General features: G+C 61.4%; 16 protein-coding genes and 1 pseudogene. 1 reads left to right on the top strand and 16 read right to left on the bottom strand.

Going from position 1 to position 15,402, the window contains the following annotated elements:
* Positions 1 to 9: 9 nt before the first annotated feature.
* The 16 genes and pseudogenes from RCO31_RS10740 to RCO31_RS10665 form a co-directional block, all read right to left on the bottom strand.
* Positions 10 to 909 carry an ABC transporter permease gene (locus tag RCO31_RS10740; RefSeq protein WP_308968312.1) on the bottom strand — a complete coding sequence of 300 codons (900 nt, stop codon included), beginning with the start codon at positions 907 to 909 and terminating at the stop codon, positions 10 to 12.
* The gene (locus RCO31_RS10735; protein WP_308968311.1) at positions 909 to 1,829 is read right to left on the bottom strand and encodes an ABC transporter permease; all 921 of its coding nucleotides are present in this window, start codon (positions 1,827 to 1,829) and stop codon (positions 909 to 911) included. Before RCO31_RS10735 ends, RCO31_RS10740 begins: the two co-directional genes overlap by 1 nt.
* Positions 1,830 to 1,833: 4 nt before the next feature.
* Entirely contained in the window at positions 1,834 to 3,447 is a 1,614-nt protein-coding gene (locus tag RCO31_RS10730; RefSeq protein WP_308968310.1) for an ABC transporter substrate-binding protein, read from the bottom strand.
* A 124-nt stretch (positions 3,448 to 3,571) separates the two neighbouring features.
* Positions 3,572 to 4,693: an LLM class flavin-dependent oxidoreductase gene (locus RCO31_RS10725; RefSeq protein WP_308968309.1), complete on the bottom strand. Its 1,122-nt coding sequence runs from the start codon at positions 4,691 to 4,693 to the stop codon at positions 3,572 to 3,574.
* A gap of 26 nt (positions 4,694 to 4,719) precedes the next feature.
* On the bottom strand, positions 4,720 to 4,848 hold the full coding sequence (locus RCO31_RS10720; RefSeq protein WP_308968308.1) for a hypothetical protein: 129 nt from the start codon (positions 4,846 to 4,848) through the stop codon (positions 4,720 to 4,722).
* Positions 4,849 to 5,215: 367 nt separating this feature from the next.
* Positions 5,216 to 5,740: an Rrf2 family transcriptional regulator gene (locus RCO31_RS10715; protein WP_308968307.1), complete on the bottom strand. Its 525-nt coding sequence runs from the start codon at positions 5,738 to 5,740 to the stop codon at positions 5,216 to 5,218.
* Positions 5,741 to 5,804: 64 nt separating this feature from the next.
* Positions 5,805 to 5,992 (bottom strand): annotated as a pseudogene (locus RCO31_RS10710) (LLM class flavin-dependent oxidoreductase); the annotation flags it as partial.
* A 42-nt stretch (positions 5,993 to 6,034) separates the two neighbouring features.
* The gene (locus tag RCO31_RS10705) at positions 6,035 to 6,880 is read right to left on the bottom strand and encodes a CmcJ/NvfI family oxidoreductase (RefSeq protein ID WP_308968306.1); all 846 of its coding nucleotides are present in this window, start codon (positions 6,878 to 6,880) and stop codon (positions 6,035 to 6,037) included.
* A 130-nt stretch (positions 6,881 to 7,010) separates the two neighbouring features.
* Positions 7,011 to 7,376 (bottom strand): SDR family NAD(P)-dependent oxidoreductase, encoded by a 366-nt coding sequence (locus RCO31_RS10700; protein WP_308968305.1) that lies wholly within the window; start codon positions 7,374 to 7,376, stop codon positions 7,011 to 7,013.
* A 272-nt stretch (positions 7,377 to 7,648) separates the two neighbouring features.
* Positions 7,649 to 8,176: an Lrp/AsnC family transcriptional regulator gene (locus tag RCO31_RS10695; protein WP_308968304.1), complete on the bottom strand. Its 528-nt coding sequence runs from the start codon at positions 8,174 to 8,176 to the stop codon at positions 7,649 to 7,651.
* 216 nt (positions 8,177 to 8,392) lie between these two features.
* Positions 8,393 to 9,253, bottom strand: a complete 861-nt coding sequence (locus RCO31_RS10690; RefSeq protein WP_374991462.1) for an ABC transporter permease — start codon at positions 9,251 to 9,253, stop codon at positions 8,393 to 8,395.
* On the bottom strand, positions 9,250 to 10,071 hold the full coding sequence (locus RCO31_RS10685; RefSeq protein WP_308968303.1) for an ABC transporter ATP-binding protein: 822 nt from the start codon (positions 10,069 to 10,071) through the stop codon (positions 9,250 to 9,252). The genes RCO31_RS10690 and RCO31_RS10685 overlap by 4 nt, the downstream gene beginning before the upstream one ends.
* Positions 10,052 to 11,062 carry an ABC transporter substrate-binding protein gene (locus tag RCO31_RS10680; RefSeq protein ID WP_308968302.1) on the bottom strand — a complete coding sequence of 337 codons (1,011 nt, stop codon included), beginning with the start codon at positions 11,060 to 11,062 and terminating at the stop codon, positions 10,052 to 10,054. Before RCO31_RS10680 ends, RCO31_RS10685 begins: the two co-directional genes overlap by 20 nt.
* Before the next feature lie 47 nt (positions 11,063 to 11,109).
* Positions 11,110 to 12,063, bottom strand: coding sequence for an aliphatic sulfonate ABC transporter substrate-binding protein (locus RCO31_RS10675; protein ID WP_308968301.1), 954 nt, complete (start codon positions 12,061 to 12,063; stop codon positions 11,110 to 11,112).
* Positions 12,064 to 12,262: 199 nt separating this feature from the next.
* Positions 12,263 to 13,213 carry a serine O-acetyltransferase EpsC gene (gene epsC / locus RCO31_RS10670; protein ID WP_308968300.1) on the bottom strand — a complete coding sequence of 317 codons (951 nt, stop codon included), beginning with the start codon at positions 13,211 to 13,213 and terminating at the stop codon, positions 12,263 to 12,265.
* Positions 13,214 to 13,225: 12 nt separating this feature from the next.
* Complete coding sequence (locus tag RCO31_RS10665; protein ID WP_308968299.1) at positions 13,226 to 13,810, bottom strand: flavin reductase family protein; 585 nt, start codon at positions 13,808 to 13,810, stop codon at positions 13,226 to 13,228.
* A 451-nt stretch (positions 13,811 to 14,261) separates the two neighbouring features.
* Between RCO31_RS10665 and RCO31_RS10660 the strand changes: the two genes are divergently transcribed.
* Positions 14,262 to 15,392, top strand: coding sequence for an LLM class flavin-dependent oxidoreductase (locus tag RCO31_RS10660; protein WP_308968455.1), 1,131 nt, complete (start codon positions 14,262 to 14,264; stop codon positions 15,390 to 15,392).
* Positions 15,393 to 15,402: the final 10 nt, after the last annotated feature.

Genomic DNA, 15,402 nt, shown 5'->3' with positions numbered 1-15,402 from the left:
GGCCTTGCCTCAGCCTCCACGCTGGTGCGGATCGAGCCGGCTCCGCAGCCCGTCGCCGAGCAGGTTGGCCGAGATGACGAGCGCCGTGATGGCGAGCCCGGGAAAGGTCGCGAACCACCAGGCCACCGTGAGATAGCTGCGCCCCTGGCTGAGCAGGAAGCCCCAGTCCGGTCGGTCGTCGATGACGCCAAGGCCGATGAAGCTGAGGCTCGACCCGATCAGGATCGAACTGCCGATGCCGAGCGTCGCCATGACGAGCATCTGCGACACGGTATGCGGCAGAATGTGATGCAGCACGATTAGCGTATGAGAACTCCCGATGGAGCGCGAAGCCTCGATGAATGGGCGGCTCCTGATGGCCAGTACCTGGGCTCGCATCACGCGGGCATATCGCGGCACCGTGACCAGCCCAACGGCGATAATGGTGTTGGTGAGGCTGGGGCCAAGCGCTGCGGCGATGATGATAGCGAGCAGAATGTCCGGCACCGCCATCCAGATGTCGAGCAGGCGCATCAACACGAGATCCACCCCCCTTCCTCCATAGCCGGAGACAAGGCCAAGCAGCCCTCCAGCCAGACCGCCGACGAAGACCGCGCAGGCGCCCATCAGCAGCGATTGCCGCGCGCCATAAATGACGAGGCTCAGGACATCTCGCCCGAAATGGTCGGTGCCGAACCAATGCTCCGGGCCGGGCGGCGCGAGAATGGCATCGGTCATGTCGGTCGGATCAAAGGGCGCGATCCATTCAGGGAAAAGACCACAGGCTAGCATCACCAGCATGATCACGCCCGGTAACAGCAGCGGTCCGGGCCGGAGCCAGGATAGCAGCATCAGCCGCCGACGCCCTTCATCCGCGCGCCACGCCGGAACACGGGCCACGAAGCTGGCCGTCCGTTCGGTCATCGCCATCACCCCTCCACCCGGACGCGCGGATCAATGACGGAATAGGAGAGATCGACCAGCAAGTTGATGATGACGAAAGAAATCGAGGCAATCAGCACAGTCCCCTGGATCACAGGAACGTCCTTTACACCCACCGCATCCACCAGCAACCGCCCGATTCCCTGGCGGGCGAAAAGCGTTTCCACCACCACCGTACCGGAAAGAAGCTCCCCAACCAGAATGCCGAGCAGCGTCACCACCGGGATCAAAGCGTTGCGCAGCACGTGACGGAACAGCACCTGCCATTCCACAAGCCCCTTGGCACGCAACGCGGTGACGAAAGGTTCATCCAGCACGTCGAGCACGCTGTTTCGTACCATCCGCATCAGCCGCCCCGAAGCGATGAGGCCGAGACAGGTTACGGGCAGGATGAGCTGCGCGAAGCTGTCGCTGCCGATCGCCGGCAGCCATTGCAGCGTGACTGAAAAGAGCAGGATCAACAGAATGCCGAACCAGAACGATGGCATGGACGTCAAGAACAGCATGACGGACTGGATCGCCTGGTCGAGCCTGTTACCGCGGTTCACCGCCGCAATCACGCCGAACAGCACGCCGGTGACGATCGCCACGGTGCTGGCGAGGAGCGTCAGCGCGACGGTTGAGGGAAACTGCGCCCAGAGCCGGATGGTTACCGGCTCCTGCGTCGCGAAAGAGGTGCCGAGATCACCCTGCGCGAGCCCCGAGAGGTAATCGAGGTACTGTGCCCAGAGCGGCCGCTCCGTACCCAGCAGGGTGCGGATGCGGGCGATGGATTCCTCAGTGGCGTTCTCGCCGGCAACGAGCACCGCCGGGTCGCCGGGCAACCAGTAGAGGATCGCAAAGACGAGAGTGATCGTGCCGAAGATCACGAAGACCGCGCCGGCCATCCGGCGAAATATGAAGAGCATGACGCTACGCCCTCAGCCACGCCCCGTGAAACTGCGGGAAGCCATGCGTGTCTATGACGAGGCCCTGCAACTGGTCGCTTGCGGCGATAGTGTAGAGCAGTACATAGATCGGGATAGCGTAAACCTTCTCGACCAGCTTCCGCTGCGCGCGGACGTAGTATTCGGCGCGCTTCTCCGGATCGCCTTCACGCCGGCCCGCGCGCAGCCATTCGCTGATATCCGGATCGTTGGTCTTGGCGACGGAGGCACGGGTGCGGCCATCGGGCAGATGCAGCCGGCTCAACACATCCGGATCGGGCGCGAACTGACTGGCGCCGGAGAGGTCGTAGTCGCCGTCGGTAAGCTTCTGGCGGTAGGTCGCGTTGGGCTGGCTGTCGATGCTGAGGTCAAAACCGCTCCGCGCGAGCTGGCGGCGGAGGAACTGGATCACGTCCAGCCGCTTTTCGCGGTTGCCCTGGGTATCGGCGAAGCTGACCGTCAGCCGCTCGCCATTCTTCTCCCGGATACCACGCGCACCAACCTTCCATCCCTTAGCCTCCAGGATCTGCTGGGCACGCGCGAGATCAGGGCGCCAGGATCCCTTCAGCGATGCATCCGCCGAGGCGAAGATCGAAGGCGAGAGCGGCGCCCAAGCGCGCGGCGTGGTGCCCAGATAGATGACGCGCACTGCCGCATCGAGATCAAGTGAGGCGCGGAAGGCCTGGCGGATTTCCTCGTCGTTCCACGGGGCCTTGGTGACGTTCAGGTAGATCGTGTAGTTGTTGTTCAGCAACTCCTTCTCCAGCATCTGGAAGCCGGAGGCCGACCTGAAGGCGACGACGTTCTGCGGAGGAATGCCGTCCGCCGCGTGGACCTGGCGGCTCTGCACCGCGGCGACGCGCGTCGCTTCCTCCGGCACGTTCTTGAAGGTCAGCCGTTCCAGATAGGCAGGGCCCTGGTGCGCCGCACCCGCTGGCGCCCAGTTGTAGTCCGGATTGCGCTCCAGCTTGATCTCGACGCCCTGGACCAGGGAGACGAAGCGGAATGGCCCGCTGCCCACCGGGTTCTGCGCGATGGCCGCTCCGTGCTTGGCAAGCGCAGCAGGCGAGATGATGCCGAGTGTCGTCTTGGACAGATTCCGCAGGAGCGGCGCAAAGGGCTCCTTCAGCCTGATGCGTACTGTATCGGGCGCCAGCACCTCGGTGCTCTCGTAGGACCCAATGTCAGGCAGCGCGGTCAGCGGCCTTCCCTCACCGTTGCCAATGCGGTCGAGATTGGCCTTCACGGCCGCGGCATCGAACTTGGTGCCGTCATGGAAGATGACATCGGTGCGGAGCTTGAAGGTGTAGTTCTTCTGGTCGGGCGAGATCTCCCACGACGTCGCCAGCCAAGGGCCGACGGACTGGTCGGGACGCAGCACCACCAAGCCATCGTAGATGGAACGGAAGACGCGGTTATGCGGAGCGAACCCGGAATCGTGCGGGTCGAGGACAAAGCTCGCAACCGCTGCGCCGTCGAGGCCGAACAGAAGCTCTCCACCTCGACGCGGCGTAGCTGGCTGACGCTCTTGCGCGAAGGCACGCGCGGGAAGGATCAGGGGAGCGCCGAGCAGCAGCGCAGCGTGACGTCGCGTGATCATGATGGACGTGTCCTTGATTATGCGCGAAAGACTGACGATCGGCGAGACGGATCAGGCGCACGCTATAAGCTCGCAAGCCCGACGCGTTGAAGATCGCGCCGGGCTTCAGTAACTTTGGCATCCGTCATGCAGCCGATCGGTCGGCCTGCGCGTCGCGCGCCGCTACCAGCTTGCGCACGCGCGGCAGCAGTTCCCGCCCGTACTGGATGGCATCCTCGAGCGGGTCGAAACCGCGGATCAGGAAGGTGGAGACGCCCAGGTCGTAATAGTCGAGCAGCGCCTCGGCCACCTGGTCCGGCGTACCGACCAAGCCGGTGGAATTGCCTTGCGCACCGGTCAACGCGGCGATCTCCGTCCAGAGGTACTTGTCGAGACGTTTGCCTTGCGCTGCGGCAGCGAGCAGACGGCGCGAGCCTTCGTTCGGTGGCGGCGCATTACCGCGCGTCGAGCGAGCATTGTTCGGCGAGCGCCCGCTGCCGCCCGCTGCCCGCAACGCTTTGGCGCGGGCGAGGATGTCCTCAGCCTTCGCCCAGGCCTTTTCCTCGGTGTCCGCAAGCACGGGGCGGAGCGAGAGGCTGAAGCGCGGCGAACGACCGTATGGCGCAGCCGCAGCGCGGATACGGACGACCAACTCGCGCACCTGGTCGTAGGTTTCGCCCCACAGTGCATAGACATCGGCGTGCTTGCCAGCCACCGGGATGGCCGCGGCGGAAGCGCCGCCGAAGAAGACCGGAATTCCCTCCGGCCGGTATGGCTTCACGTCGCCATAGCCGCGGGCGACCTTGTAGTAATTGCCCGTGTAGTCGAAAGGGGTGGCGGAGGTCCACTCATGGCGTACCACGTCGAGGTACTCATTGGTGCGGGCATAACGCTCATCCTTGGTCAGGTGATCGCCATCCTGCGCAAGTTCCACATCGTCGCCGCCCGTGATGATATGGACCGCGACGCGCCCCTTCGAAAACTGGTCGAGCGTAGCGAGCTGTCGGGCCGCCAACGTCGGCTGAGTAAATCCCGGTCGGTGAGCGATCATTAGCCCGAGGCGTTCGGTAACATGCGCAATATGCTGGCCGATCAGGATGCTTTCAGCCGAATTGGAGTGGAAGGCGACCAGCACCCGGTCGAAGCCGACATACTCGTGCGCCTTGGCTACCGCTTCGATGTGCGGAACATCTACCGCGGGGCCGGTGCGCGGTACGCTCTCCGAGGAGTTGAAGTGGCCGACATAACCGATGAATTCGAGGGACATCGCTCTCTCCAGTCGCGTGCGAAGGGTCAGGGTTGCAGGGCAGCACGGCCGGCGGCCGTGCTGACGGACTCGTCTTGTCGCGTGTGAATGCGCCCGCACAGCATGTTGCGATAGTGGCGCTCGTTGATCACGACCTCCTGATCGTCAAACGACATGTCAGTTGTCCCTTTCGACTTGGTCGAACGAATTCCGTTCGCGCGAAAGCTGCGCGTGATGACGGTGATGCCGCAGGATCGTTCGGTGGAAAGAAACGCGAAGCGAAACTCGCTTCGCTCCCGTTAGCTGATGCAAGAAATGATGAGCGCGACCATGCGCTGCGTCAATGAAATGAATTTCCGAATGTTCTGCAGCGCGGAGATGATGCGCCCTTAAATTTCTCTGACTGCAACAGCTATTTTTACTAGAGAATGCCTTGCTGCATCACCCGGGTTGAGAGGAAGAAATATCCCGCTGAAAGCTGAAATGAAGTGATGTCATCGGACACGCCTTGAGTCGATGCGACCGGGCGGCCTTTGCCGGTTTCTAACGTCGTCGTATCGACCTACGGGTCCGCTTCACCGCAACCGCCCCCACGCGCCGGGTCCTCGCGAGTTGCAGGCGCCTCCGCTCGGCGTCGGAAAGCGCCTCGCCATCCTTGATGTGGATCATGTCCGCAATCGATAGCTGATCGAGGATCTCGGCAGTCGCGTCGCGCACAAGCGACATTGTTCGCCGCACTTCACATTGCTGGACGCTCGTGCAATCGCGGCAAGGCTTGTAGGCCATCCGGCTCGCGCAAGCGATAGGGGCTAGCGGACCATCAAGAATACGAATCACCTCACCCGCAGTGACGAGGTGCGCCGGACGGGCCAGCTTGTACCCGCCGGTTGGACCACGCTTGCTCTGCACGATGCCGCCTTTGCGCAGCTCCGACAGGATCGCATCGAGAAACTTCTTCGAGATGTTGTTGGCTTCGGCAATGTCCGCAGCCTGCGCGCTTGCCCCTTGCTTCAATCGCGCCATATGGACGAGCGCCTTGAGCCCGTACTTTCCCTTCGCCGTGAGCATCGTTATCCTGTCGATGGATCTGCCGCGACGAGACGGCGGGCTATCGTTAGCATCGATTTGGGCGGCCAACAAAGCTCATCCCGGGCAAGATCCGGATATGATCCGGGCTGCGGTCATACGCACGGGCCTGGCGCTCATATCTGCGTGAAATTCTCGCGCGCTGGCGTACGTTTGATGTGCGGTGATGGATTCGGCAAGACGGGCGGCGAATCCGCGCCCGTCGTTCGACGCGCCGGCTTGAACAGAAACCGGGTGGCTGCCGTCCCGACCGCAATTCGGTCGGTCTTCGAGGACTCATTCCTTGTGAAAGACCAATGCGCGCAACTCGATGCTTTCCCGAGGCCGCGCATCAGCAGGACTCGTCGGATCGGTGAAAGCGCTGTGTGGCGCAAACCTTGCGCGGCCATCAGTCTTCGAATCGTAGCACTTCAAAAGAAGCACCTCACTCGCTGTCATGTCCGGAAAATAAAACCACTGATGCTGGGGACTGAATCTCACCGCATAGGTTTCGCCGACGCGGTGAGGATATACGAGATCGGCCGGTACCAGTTCCTCGAACGCGACCGTTCTTGCGTCACACACAGCAAGTGGCGCGTCCTTAAGCGGCCCCCGTATAGGGCGCCAAAGATTGATGACTTGCACCCGCCCCTTCAATAGATCATCCGCGGCGTCCGGAATGAGATCGCGCACCCGCTGTGGCCCGGATTTGGCGGTGTGATCGACATGCACGCGCCCGACTGGCTGCCGCGGCTCGTCATTCCGCCGGTCCGCTGCACCTTCGATACGCTTACGCACGGTGTGATCGAAAATGAACACCCTGCTCGCTCCCGTAAGACCTTTCAGGAGCTGCTCGGCCTCCGGATAGTAGACGCTCTTGACCTGGTCCTCGTCATAGAAGTTCGTCACGCGGCTCTGGTGTCTGACGAGCGCGAAACCCGCACTGTCCAGCGTCAGGATCCCGCTGATGGCACGCGCGTCGTGAATCGGAAGAAGATGTGGTTCCGGCAAGACGTTCGACCGAGCCTCCCCCGTGGGAGGGTCGTAGGTATACGTGCGCGGCCGCACGGAGAGTGGAGCAAGGTAGTTGAGCTCCGCCGTCACTGACGATAACGCTCTGATCGTCTCATTCTGCAAACCCATGCTGGACTCCTGCTTTGCTGTCGAAAGCCCCCTGCCACTTCGTCCGGGAAGATTTCGCGACCGGACGCAGATCGAGTTCGTGCGTCCATGCATGACGCGGTTCTGTATGGATGTTCCAGCAGACGTTTTGCTACCGCCTCCGCGCCGAACAGCGCCAAGCATGCTCGAACAGCTGCACCGGGCTCAGGTTCGATGCGTATCGGACTCCCTCACCCGCATCGAAGGCAATCACTTCGAGTGACCCGCCGTCATCCGCATAGTCAAACAATGATACGAGCTCTCGTTCGATCGTCGCATCGGTCACGATCGGGACCACATCTCCGCCTGCCTCAACAATGTTCTGAGCCACGCGCACAAGCCCATCAAGAGATTGCCCAGCTATGAAGACGCGAAAACCTTCGCGCGAAAACCTTTCGGCAAGCCCTGCGCCGAGTCCTTGCTCGGCACCTACTCCGATGACGATTGCGCTTCGTTGCCTTTTGATATCTGCCGCCATCCTGCAAATTTGCGTCCCGATGAGGCTGCCGCCAAGGGCTTCAGAGAAATAAGATGCCTCATGTCGTTTTTGGCAAATTGAAGTGTGCTTCCTGCTATCGATCGATCAGGCGCGCGAATGCTCTTCTCACAGCACCGGTTGCGTCTACCTGAAGCACAGAGCTGCTATGAACGCGAAGGATGCGAACAGCGAGAGCCGAAGGGCCAATAACTCGAGTTGATCGCGCCTGGCCGGTCGATACCGAACTGCAGCGTGCCTGCTTTCATGACCCATCACCTTACAGATGTCCTCTCAGTATACGTCTGTTCGGGTATGGGCAGAGCCGTCACCGACTTGATTTTCTCCATCGCGAAGCGCGACGTTACATTCTTCAAGGGGACCGCACCGATCAGCTTCTTGTAGAAGTGATCGTAGTTTTGCATGTCCGCGACGACGACACGCAGCATGTAGTCGACGTCTCCGGCCATCCTGTAGAACTCCAGCACTTCAGGCATACTGCGCACTGCTTGTGCGAATCGGCACAGCCATTCCTCCGAATGATCGCTACTTTCAATCGAGACGAAGACGGTAATCCCAAGCCCGATCTTGTCCTGGTCGACCAGCGCAACACGCCCTGTGATCACACCATCCAGCTCCAGGCGCTGAATCCGTTTCCAGCAGGGCGTCGACGAGAGTCCGACCCGTTCGCCGATATCGGCGATTGAAAGCGAAGAATCTTGCTGCAGCACCGTGAGGATCTTGCGGTCGATCGCATCAAGGCGACGCGCCTGGTCGCGCGCAAGCACTTCGACTTCAGTCATCGGAAGCTCCGCCATACGAATTGTCTATAAGAATGATAGAAAATCATTCTCGAAAGAAACAGGGGTTTCCGAATGAGGCTTTTCCAAAGATTGTGCGGGCTGGAAAAGGATATTTTGTCTCGAGGCTGAAACTCGGAACGTTTAGCGACGTCGGCGGGAACCCTGATCATCGCGAACGGTGACGCGTAAATTTTTCGTCCCGTCACGCACTGGTATCTATCGCTGCTGACCCCAGCGATGAACCGTGGACGACTCCAGCGCACGGAAGATACCGAACTCCACGACAAGGCCGATCGCGATGACGGTGATGAGCCCGGCAAACACCTTGTCGGTGAAGAGCTCGTTTCGATTTCGGAAGATGAACCAGCCCAATCCGCCCGAGCTCGAGCTCACGCCGAACACCAGCTCGGCCGCAATCAGCGTTCGCCATGCGAACGCCCAGCCGATCTTCAAACCCGAGATGATGGAAGGCAGCGCCGAGGGAACGAGAATGAGGGCGATGTATCGCACCCCGCGCAGGCCGTAGTTGCGGCCGACAAGTCTCTGCGTTTCCGGCACACTTTGAAAGCCGGTCAGAGTCGCAAGCGAAAACGGCCAGGTTACGGAATGAAGGAGCACGAAGATCAAGCTCTTTTCACCGAGGCCGAACCATAGCATCGCCAGCGGAAGCAATGCGATCGCAGGCAGTGGGTTAAACATGGCCGTCAGCGTCAGCAAGGCTTCGCGCAGAAAATTGTTCAGTGTGGCGAACGACACCAGGATCAGTGCCAGCCCTATGCCCAGCAGATAGCCTTTCAACAGCACCAAGACCGATGCAAACGCATACTGCAGCAGGTTCTCGCTCCAGACCGCCTCCGCGAGCGCACTCACCGTCTCGGTAAAGCTCGGAAAAAGGATCGGATTGTGCGCCAGCGCAGCCGAAAACTGCCAGATTGCCGCCAAACAGACCAGAACCAGCAACCGGCGAACGAAAACCGACGATGTCGCACTTCGGAGCCAGCCATTACGTTTTGCCTCGCGCACGATTCGCGGCTGCACGTCCCGCACTCTCTCCAACGACCGCACCTGTTCGCTCACGCAGCTTTCTCCGTCCCTTCAGACTGCAGGTAGCCGTGGATGTGGCGAACGATATCCTGGAACTCGAAGGTCGTTCGATCCTTGAGCTGCGGCGCGTCGACCGAGATGGTCGCCACCGTGCGGCCTGGCCTGCCGCCGAGGACCTGGATGCGCGTGCCGATCAGCACCGCTTCCTCGACCGAGTGCGTCACAAACACGAGCGTGAACTTCAGCTCCTCGGCGAGCGCGAGAAGATCCGTTTGCAGCCGGTTGCGCGTAAGGGCATCGAGGGCTGCAAACGGCTCGTCCATCAACAGAATCTCGGCCTGTGTAACCAGTGCGCGCGCGATGGCGACGCGCTGCTTCATTCCGCCCGAAAGCGTGTGCGGAAAGGCGTCCAGCACATGGGACAGACCGACCTTGCGCAGCGCGTCGTCCGCATACCGATAAGCCTCCTGGCGCCCGATTCGCTTGGCGACCAGCAGCGGAAAGGCGACGTTCTGGCGCGCCGTCTTCCACGGCAACAGTTGATCGAACTCCTGAAACACGACGATGCGATCCGGTCCAGGTCCAGTGACCGGCTGGCCGCGAATCAAGATGTGCCCCGAGGCGGGCTGCAGGAACCCGGCCACCGCTTTCAAGATCGACGATTTGCCGCAGCCCGAGGGCCCCAACAGCACCAGCCGCTCGCCGGCCTCCAGTTTGAAGTCGACCTCCTCGACGGCCCTGACCGGCTGCCCCTCGCGCTCGTAGACCAGCGACAGCTCCGCCGCCTCGAGCACCAGACCGGTGCGACCGCCGCTCGATCGCGCCGCCACGTCAGCTGCCCGGCGATCCATGCAGCTCTTCAAACGTATAGTCCTTCCAGCTCGCAGGCTTGTTCTTGATGGCACCGATCTTCGCCAGGAACTCGGCGTACTTGAACGTTCCTTTCGGCACCGTGGTGAAGCTGACTTCCGGATTATCGATGATCGAGCGAATGAAATTCTTGTCGAGTTTCGAATTCTCGACCCGGATGTAGGTTTCCGCAGCCTGCTCCTTGTTGGCCTCGATCCAGCGCGCCGCTTCATTGAACGCCTCGACAAAGGCCTTGTAGGTCTTAGGATTTTCGTTCCGGAACTTCGAGGTCGCGTAGATCAGCGTCGGCGTGATCCGCTGGCCGACGATGTCATAGGAGCTCAGCACCTTGTGGACCGATTTGTTCTGCAGCGCTTGCTCCTGGAACGGCGGATTAGAGAAGTGCGCGGAGATCGTCGCCGAACCGGCAAGCAACGCCGCCGTCGCGTCTGGATGCGGCAGGTTGACGGTGATGTCGTCGAGGGCCGCATGCTTGCCCACACCGAATTCCTTTTCCGCGGCCATCAGCAGCAGCCGCGCCTGCTGCGAGACCACCGCGGCGGGCAAGGCGATCTTGTCCGCCTTGGTGAAATCCTTCAGCGTCTTGACGTTCGGATTGTTGGTGATGAGGTAGTTGGGCTGCTCGCCAAGCGCCGCAACCACCTTCACGTCCGCCGAGCCCCTGGTGCGGTCCCAGAGCACCAGAACCGGGCCGGCGCCTGCGGCGCCGATGTCGATGGCGCCGGCCAGCAAGGCATCGTTCACGGCGGCGCCGCCGCTCAGCTTCGCCCATTCGACTTTGATATCGACGCCGGCGAGTTTGCCGTGCTTCTCGATCAGCTTCTGGTCCCGCAAAACGTGCAGCGGCAGGTAGACCGTGCCGAACTGCTCGACGATCCGCAACCTGCCTTCGGCCTGGGCCGCACCAAGGCCCAGAAGCAGTGCAAGCGCCGTCGCCGCAAGGCGGGCCATTCCGTGCTTTACGATCGTCATTCACGTGTCTCCGATGTTCATCAACGCCTCGCCGCCCGCGCCCTGACTCACGGCGCGGGAACAGCCCAGATCTTGACGCTCGCGGTATCGACGCGGACGGGGATCAGCTTTTCCGCGAAGAAAGCGTCAGCGATGCTCTGTTGTTCGGACAGCTTGTCCCGGGTGACCGCGTCCACCGCGTAGCTGCGGTGGCTGTTCGCCTCCTCGACCGTCGCAGCATCGATGCTCCACAGCTCGGCCAGCAACGCGGCCGCCTCCTTCGGCTGCGCTTTCACCCAGCGCCCCGTCTCCTGCAACTTGTCGAAGATGACATTCAGCACGTCGCTGCGCCGTTCGACGAAGGCCTCTGACGCCAGGTAATAGCGCTTGTAGCTCGCAAGGCCGTTGCTGCCGTCGGCCAGCACGCGTGCACCGGTCTGCTGCTGTGTGCTCGTGAGGAAGGGATCCCACGCTACCCAGGCATCGACGCTGTTGTTGACGAACGCAGCCCGGCCGTCTGCAGGAGCGAGATAGGCCGGCGAAATGTCCTTGAAGCTGAGGCCTGACTTCTTCAGCGCTGCAAGCAAGAGATAGTGACTGCCGGCGCCCTTGGCGACCGCCACGCGCTTGCCCTTCAGCTCCGCGAGCGACTTCACGGGCGAGCTCGCAGCCACCAGAATCGCCTGTGCCGCGGGCGACGCCGCCTCTTCGGCAATGAAGGCCAGCTTTGCACCGGCGGCTTGAGCAAAAATCGGAACGGTGTCGGCAACATCCGCGCTGATGTCGAGATTCCCGACGTTGAGCGACTCAAGAAGCGGCAGTCCGTTGGCAAATTCGTGCCACGTCACGCGCACGCCGAGCGGCACCAATGCCTTTTCCAGTTCGCCGTTGGTCTTCAGAATCGCCGTCAGCGTCGACGATTTCTGATAGCCTATTCGAACCGTTTCGATCGGCTTGCGCTCCTGGGCCTGGGCCAGGCCGCCATGAGCGCTCGCTGCCAACGCGAGCAATGCCGCTGTCATCGAGCGCCTTGAGAACTTCAGATGTCCCGACATCGCGTTCGGCCTTCCGGTAAATGCGTTCGCAATCGAAGGCCGATTTATTCAAAGAAGCGCACCTTGATCCATTCCGCATTTTGCGGAAAGTCGCAGCAAACTATCTCTGCGACCGCACGCGGCTTAGAAACTTTCGCTCTTTGGCGCGAAGACAATACGATCTGCTTCAAGGTTCGGTCGACTTGCGACTGCGCGCTGTGGCTTGAGTGACAAAACTGCCGGGCGCCACGTCCTGGGTCAGCCAGACATTGCCGCCGATGATGGAGTTTCGCCCAATGACGACGCGACCAAGAATTGTCGCGCCCGCGTACACCGTCACATCGTCCTCGAGGATGGGGTGGCGCGCATTGCCCCTGACGGCCGCACCGTTCTCATCGGTCGGAAAGTTCCGAGCACCGAGGGTTACGGCCTGATAGATGCGCACCCGTGCGCCGATCATCGAGGTTTCTCCGATCACGACGCCGGTGCCGTGATCGATGAAGAAGCTGGCGCCGATGCTCGCTCCCGGATGGATGTCGATACCGGTGCGTGAATGTGCGATCTCCGACATGAGCCGGGCGACAATGGTCGCACCGGCTCTGTAAAGCACATGCGCCAGCCTGTGATGGATGATCGCCAGCATGCCGGGGTATCCGATTAGGATTTCCGGAAAGCTGGAAGCTGCCGGGTCGCCCACGTAGGCGGCCCGCAGATCTTCAACGAGCAGTCCCCTGATCTCAGGCAAGCTCGTCGCGAAGGTGCGGACGATCTCGGCGGACCGAACGTCGTGTCGCCCATCGTCCTCTTCGTCGGAAGCGAACAGCGCTTCCCGGCGAACTTCCTCGAACAGCAGGTTCAATGCGCCGTTCAAAGCGTTGCCGACGAAGTAGTCGATGCTCTCGTCATCCAAGTCGGCCTGGCCGTGGTGTCGCGGAAACAGCGCCGCAATCACCCCCTTCAGCAGCTCGTCCACGGCCGGCCGCGACGGTGCCCGGCGTGTCGGCAAATCCCGGCGCAGGTTATGCGTGACGTCCCGGGATTCCCGGAGAGCGGTTACGACCTTGCTTAACTGCCAGCGGGCGGCGGCATTGTCTGATGCCTCGCCGGCCGACTGCCACAGTAGCGATCTGCTGTTCATCCGCCCCTTCTTTCAGATTTCCCACAAGCCGCGCGAGCTCGGGCAACCGACCTCAGCCCATAACCTGATGTCCTCCTCGCCTTCGAGCCCGGAATAGTTGCCGTTCCAGTAAGTCAACACGCCGCCTCCGGCCGACATGCGCACCTCGACGACCTGTGCGATGACGATGGAGTAAGAGCGATGATCGACGACACGCTCCACCTCGCAGTCAAACGCCGCCAGGGCATCTCGCAGGATCGGCGCTCCGGTCGACAGAACTGTCCACGCCTTGCGATCAAATCGGCGCGGAGCGCTTAGACCGCGACCACCGCTGAAACGCTCGGCGAGGGCTACATGATCCGAACGAAGAATGCTGGCGCCGAAGACACGCTCGTTCTGGATCAACGGCCATGACGAAGCACTCCGGTTGACGCTCACCATGACGGTAGGCGGATCGAACGATAGCGAGACCAGCGAAGAGACGGTCATGCCGGTGACGACGTCGTCTCTGCCAGCGGTGATGATGGCAACACCGCCGGCAAGCTGCTGCATGGCCTGCTTGAACTCGGCGACCGACGCCGTGGGCGAGGGATCCGCGACGAGGGCCGGATGGATCATGGCAGCCTCCTCTCTGGCCGGCGCCATAGCGCGCGCATCGCCGGTCTGCATCAATCTGCGACCACGATCTACAAACGCCAAGTCCGGCGAGAAAATAAGACGAACATCATCCTTCAAGACAGGCTGGAGCCGACTTTCGTTCTACGGCAAGCCGTCGCACGAAGATTCTTGTTCTTCCGATAGGAAGAAATTGGTCAGGCATCGGCGGCATTTATCGGCCCGCAAACGCATCGCGCTTTGCGAGAAGCGCGACAATGGTCGGCATCTGCGGTGATTTTTCCGGAAGAACATTTTGCGTTTGCGTTTTCGCGGATGACGTTCATGCCAGCGTCCTGCGCTGTTCAGTGCACTCGTTTCAAACTTCAATCGCGCGACTCAATTCGTTGGACTTTCGGAGCGCGCCTTGAAAGAACCGTTGCAGCACGCCAATCAAACAAACCCGACGATCACGATGAACAGCTCGCAAATCCGCTTCGGCGTCTGGGCACCCGTTCATGGTCCGCGCGCTGCCCTGCAGGATCCGACTGAGCCGTTCGATGCATCGTGGGATCACAACAAGAAAATCGTGCTTGAGGCGGAAGCGCTTGGCTTTGACTCGACGCTTGTCGCGCAGCACACCGTCAATCCGCATCTGCCGAAATCCGATCAGCTGGAGGCCTGGACGGGTTCTGCGGGGTTGGCCGCGCTGACAAAACGCATCGAAATCATCGCCGCCGTCAAACCACTTCTTTATCATCCCGTCGTGCTCGCCAAGATGGCGCTGCAGATCGAAAACATCAGCAGGGGGCGATTTGGACTCAATCTCGTTAATGCCTGGAACCGGCAGGAATTTGCGAAGGCCGGCATGCCGTTTCCGGAGCATGACGATCGTTACGCCTACGGCCGCGAATGGATCTCGATCGTCGTACGACTTTTGCGCGGCGAGACCGTCAATCATGAAGGGCCGAACTTCCAGATTTGCGATTACACGCTGACCCCACGGAGCCTGCATCGAGAGCGGCCGCGGATCTATGTGGGTGGCGAATCCGAGCCCGCACGCGCTCTGGTCGCGGACCACGGTGATGTCTGGCTCATCAACGGTCAACCGTTGCCGGATGTTACGTCCCTCATCGCCGATGTGCGCCGACGCCCGCGACGCGGCGCCGGGCTGCAGTTCGGACTGTCGGCCTTCGTGATCGCCCGGCAGACCGAGAAGGAGGCGCATGACTATCTGCGGCATCTCTTTGCGCTCGCCGAACGAGATGCAGAGATCCGCGCCGTCCAGCGCTCCAACACCGATGCCAAAGTCGTCATGTTCCAGACGATGGCCAAGTCACCGCGCGTCGGCAGTAACGGTGGCACGGCAGCGGGCCTGGTCGGCAACTACGATCAGGTCGCCGAGCGAATAGCTGCATTCCACGCTGCAGGCATCGAACTGTTCATGCTCCAGTTCCAACCGCTGCTCGATGAGATGCGGACCTTTGCGCGCGAAATCTTCCCCCGCGTACGTTGGTCTGTTGCGCACGGCGCCGCGCATCGGTCTGGGTCCGGATGGACGCAGACCGATGACCGTACGACGATCCCAAAGGAAGGAGTGACGTGAGCACTTTCGA

Source organism: Bradyrhizobium sp. LHD-71, assembly GCF_031157255.1.
In the GTDB taxonomy this organism is placed as follows: domain Bacteria; phylum Pseudomonadota; class Alphaproteobacteria; order Rhizobiales; family Xanthobacteraceae; genus P52-10.
Note: the sequence above shows the minus strand (reverse complement) of the source record. Positions and strands in the feature narration are given on the sequence as shown.

Bases quoted from the DNA above. Each gene is read 5' to 3' on its own strand.
- RCO31_RS10740 (WP_308968312.1), bottom strand. From the start codon at position 909: ATGGCGATGACCGAACGGACGGCCAGCTTCGTGGCCCGTGTTCCGGCG.
- RCO31_RS10735 (WP_308968311.1), bottom strand. From the start codon at position 1,829: ATGCTCTTCATATTTCGCCGGATGGCCGGCGCGGTCTTCGTGATCTTC.
- RCO31_RS10730 (WP_308968310.1), bottom strand. From the start codon at position 3,447: ATGATCACGCGACGTCACGCTGCGCTGCTGCTCGGCGCTCCCCTGATC.
- RCO31_RS10725 (WP_308968309.1), bottom strand. From the start codon at position 4,693: ATGTCCCTCGAATTCATCGGTTATGTCGGCCACTTCAACTCCTCGGAG.
- RCO31_RS10720 (WP_308968308.1), bottom strand. From the start codon at position 4,848: ATGTCGTTTGACGATCAGGAGGTCGTGATCAACGAGCGCCACTATCGC.
- RCO31_RS10715 (WP_308968307.1), bottom strand. From the start codon at position 5,740: ATGCTCACGGCGAAGGGAAAGTACGGGCTCAAGGCGCTCGTCCATATG.
- RCO31_RS10705 (WP_308968306.1), bottom strand. From the start codon at position 6,880: ATGGGTTTGCAGAATGAGACGATCAGAGCGTTATCGTCAGTGACGGCG.
- RCO31_RS10700 (WP_308968305.1), bottom strand. From the start codon at position 7,376: ATGGCGGCAGATATCAAAAGGCAACGAAGCGCAATCGTCATCGGAGTA.
- RCO31_RS10695 (WP_308968304.1), bottom strand. From the start codon at position 8,176: ATGACTGAAGTCGAAGTGCTTGCGCGCGACCAGGCGCGTCGCCTTGAT.
- RCO31_RS10685 (WP_308968303.1), bottom strand. From the start codon at position 10,071: ATGGATCGCCGGGCAGCTGACGTGGCGGCGCGATCGAGCGGCGGTCGC.
- RCO31_RS10680 (WP_308968302.1), bottom strand. From the start codon at position 11,062: ATGACGATCGTAAAGCACGGAATGGCCCGCCTTGCGGCGACGGCGCTT.
- RCO31_RS10675 (WP_308968301.1), bottom strand. From the start codon at position 12,063: ATGACAGCGGCATTGCTCGCGTTGGCAGCGAGCGCTCATGGCGGCCTG.
- epsC (WP_308968300.1), bottom strand. From the start codon at position 13,213: ATGAACAGCAGATCGCTACTGTGGCAGTCGGCCGGCGAGGCATCAGAC.
- RCO31_RS10665 (WP_308968299.1), bottom strand. From the start codon at position 13,810: ATGATCCATCCGGCCCTCGTCGCGGATCCCTCGCCCACGGCGTCGGTC.
- RCO31_RS10660 (WP_308968455.1), top strand. From the start codon at position 14,262: ATGAACAGCTCGCAAATCCGCTTCGGCGTCTGGGCACCCGTTCATGGT.